The 3507-nt window shown below is 37.1% G+C and carries 4 protein-coding genes; all 4 read left to right on the top strand.

Features of this window, described 5'->3' with window-relative positions; genetic code table 11:
* Nucleotides 1-452: 452 nt before the first annotated feature.
* The 4 genes from AC59IL_RS38790 (at nucleotide 453) to AC59IL_RS38775 (ending at nucleotide 3080) form a co-directional block, all read left to right on the top strand.
* Nucleotides 453-860 (top strand): hypothetical protein, encoded by a 408-nt coding sequence (locus tag AC59IL_RS38790; protein ID WP_496557642.1) that lies wholly within the window; start codon nucleotides 453-455, stop codon nucleotides 858-860.
* 878 nt (nucleotides 861-1738) lie between these two features.
* The gene (locus AC59IL_RS38785) at nucleotides 1739-2332 is read left to right on the top strand and encodes a hypothetical protein (RefSeq protein WP_496557641.1); all 594 of its coding nucleotides are present in this window, start codon (nucleotides 1739-1741) and stop codon (nucleotides 2330-2332) included.
* 14 nt (nucleotides 2333-2346) lie between these two features.
* On the top strand, nucleotides 2347-2637 hold the full coding sequence (locus tag AC59IL_RS38780) for a hypothetical protein (RefSeq protein WP_496557640.1): 291 nt from the start codon (nucleotides 2347-2349) through the stop codon (nucleotides 2635-2637).
* A 50-nt stretch (nucleotides 2638-2687) separates the two neighbouring features.
* Entirely contained in the window at nucleotides 2688-3080 is a 393-nt protein-coding gene (locus AC59IL_RS38775) for a DUF4345 domain-containing protein (RefSeq protein WP_496557639.1), read from the top strand.
* Nucleotides 3081-3507 lie beyond the last annotated feature (427 nt).

Below are 3507 nucleotides of genomic sequence, written 5' to 3'. Positions count from 1 at the left end.
ATAACTATTTTACTATCCATTGTTAAACTTCCCGGAGGGATACAAACAACTGAAGATTTAAAAAAAGAAAATGGGTTTTATGTCCGCGTTATTCTCGATATCAGCATTTTGGACATTTGAAGATGATCGTGGATTTGCTCGAAGATGGGCAGGGATGGCTTATATGTTAGACATCGCAAATGCTTCTCCGTTGTGTGCAATTATTCAAAAGACTTCATCTTATTAAGCAAAGGCAATATATGCAATGTGTTCCTCTTTACTTAGCTGTTCGTAGACGAATTAGTCCATTGTTGCTTTTCATAATGGTTTGTATAAGTAGTTGTCAGAGCAAAAGGCAACACAGGCAATGGGATAATGCAAGCATTGACCCGAAGATTATTGAATGTGACGTTTATAGGCAACTGGACAAGGAGATCGAAATTTTTTCTATGCATGACGACAAAGACACTTCAATGAAAAGAACCAGCGGTGTGGCATACATTACCAAAGGACACCTAAATCTTTCGGATAGTAACTCCGCTAAGTTCAATAATTGTCGAGCCCATTTTTTTCATGGGGACACATTGGCTATAGACATTGGGATTGAAAGTGGTCTCGGCGGCTATGGTTTTATTATCAACTACAAAGGCAAAAAATTTTATACAAACCTTTATTATTGGACTGATCTAATTATCCCCGGCAAACCAGAACCAGTTTATGAAATCGCATACCAAAACCTAACCCTGGATAAACCGGTATACAAAGTAGGTGACAGTTTATACGGCTACGTTGATTTCAAATGCTTTGAAGTTGACGAAGACAAAAGTAAAATTGAGCATTCGGGCAAAGGATACTTTCGAACGAAAGTGAAAGAACGATAAAAGCACACAACAAGCGTTTGTCAAAATAGTGGCTGGATGAATTACTTGCCTAAATAAAAAGCAATAGGAAATTTCACTAGTTATTGAGGTGTTTAAAAAAAGAAGTACTGCCATGGAAACAAATTATTTCAACAAGAGTATTTCGAACCAAAAAGAAGCCTTCAAATCCAACGACTTGAAGGCTTTTTAATATTTGTCGGGCCTTGCCTCGACGAAGCCCGCGAAATAAAACACTGCTAAAAATAAAAAGCCCGCCATCGCTTAAAGCTTTGGCGGGCGAAGTCGGGACAACTGGACAAATTTCTAACCTGTTGATACAGGATTTAAAGGTGTTAGGAGATTTTTTAAACTTCAATGAAGGATAGATTAGAATCGGAACAACCGATTAATTTTGAATGTCAAAATGGCAAACCAGCTTATGTAACTGAAGAATTTATAAAAAGAAATTTGGCAACATAATTTTGATGACAAATGGCAAGGTCAGATCAAATAGCTGAAAAACAAGTCCTTTTATATAGTTTTAGGAAATCATAGAAGGTGGTGACTTCTGAGCAAAATCTATTTTGGAGTATAACGCAGACGGAACACTCTCAGAACTAAGACAAAGCGATGGAATTTTTAATAAGAAGTTAGTTTTTTATTATCGTTGACAAAAGCAGCCGCCAACAAGAGGTTTTCTGCTATGCTGGCTTCAGAATATATCCTAATCGAAATATCGCCGAGCAGCAGCAGTCGCAACTTCACGTACATAACCAAGCTTTGGAATATACCATCAGCTTTCTATCTTTGATCAGCAACAGTACCGGTCAACAGTAACACAGATTATCAGAACAGTAGAAAGCCCTGGACGTTAGCAAACATTTTTAAAAGACACTAACATGCGATTATTATTCTTCTTCCTGACATGTTTTCTTGCCTTGTGTGCTTGCCATATCTCGACAAACAAAGACTCATCCATTTCCTCATCAACACATACAGACACAGGCAAAGGCGTAATAATACAAAACAGCGGGGGACCTAGAGGAGGGCCCTACACTGATCCTAGAGGAAAAAAATTTGGATATTCAATATTCTGGACCCGTGTAATTAATGAAACTGCTACTCCGTTAGAATTAACAATTAATTTTCCTGCTGATTCTTTCAAAATTCCTCCTTCGTCCGACTCCTACTTAAAATTGTTTGTGCCTCCGGACGACCCAATGACACTTGACAAAGAATCATTGTATGATTATGGTTCAAAGTTTTTAAAATCTTTGTTAGATACTGGCATTAACAAACCGACCTCTTTGCAACGGACTATTAATCCAAAAGAAGAATATTTTTTCTATACCGGAGCGCTTTCTTATAAGTCAGGAGGTATGGTACGAGCAGGGCTTGTCTTAAAAGATCAGGAGCTTTTTTATAGAATTGGCATAATACCGCACTTTGATTCTGCATTATTTCCTTGCGGACACATTGTTTTTAAAAAGTGAGTTAATATTCATACGTGTCAAATTTCAATATTAATGTAGCAAATAGATGTGATGGAGAGAGATTCTCGTCCAACAGATTTTTCCTGGGGTTTTTGATCAAAGACACTAACAAAACGTTAGTCAGGTTATTTTATCCAATAACAGGAGCGAAAAATGCCAGCTATAAAAAAGCCAAAAGGCTAAGGGCAATAATCAGGTGGATTATTGCAGAACGAAAGACCGGGAAAAAAGAAAATTTCGACCTGCTGGATATGCTGCTAAGCAGTACTTATGAGGATACAGGTGAGAAAATGCCGGAGGAATAAGTTATAGATGAAGTACTAATACTAATTTTAATCATCAAAAGGAACAATCATTGATACGCCCCGCTTCAAAGAACCTGCATTTGACTGTCTCCATATTTGTTATCATACCCATCGCGCTGGCCTATGGTTTATACCCGCAAATGATTCTGCCGTTGCTGTTTGATTTTAAAGTAGACGCTATCAACCTGGCAAATATTTTCAGGGCTATGATGGGTTTATACCTGGGTATGTCCGTGATTTGGATTATGGGCATTATTAAATCCAAATTATGGGTCACCGCAACTATTACCAATATTACTTTTATGGGAGGGTTGACGCTTGGCAGATTAGTAAGCCTGGCTTTAGATGGGGTTCCGGGCATTTATTTTTTAATTGGATTTGTGTTAGAGTCGGTTCTTGCTATATGGGGTTTAAAAAACTTAAAAAAGTATGGAACTGATTAGCAAAGTTATAGGTGCAGAACTTGATCATTTCAACAGTTATTTTTCCGAAGCATTTAAGAGCGATTTCAAAGAAGTTTGTTGATTTTGAAAAATCACCCTACCAAGCAAACAAATTGGGATTTAATAACATCCTTGATCAATGAAATGGATAGATTAGAAACAACGTAATCCGGTAATCAGCACCATCACTGAATATAATTATCGATTTACATTACTGAATAAGAGTACATCATCTAATTTTTTGAAACCCACGTTGATTCGAACCTAACATCACTCATTCATAATGAACTCAATGGAATATTCTACCTGAAGTGATTCAAAATTATTAAAATAGAAAAACCCTTCAAATCCAATCATTTGAAGGGTTCATTTTTTCGGTCGGGTCAACTGGACAGTCTATATGTAAAAGGTTTCGGCGCAACAGCAG

It is taken from the genome of Niastella sp. sgz303648 (genome assembly GCF_059587045.1).
Note: the sequence above shows the minus strand (reverse complement) of the source record. Positions and strands in the feature narration are given on the sequence as shown.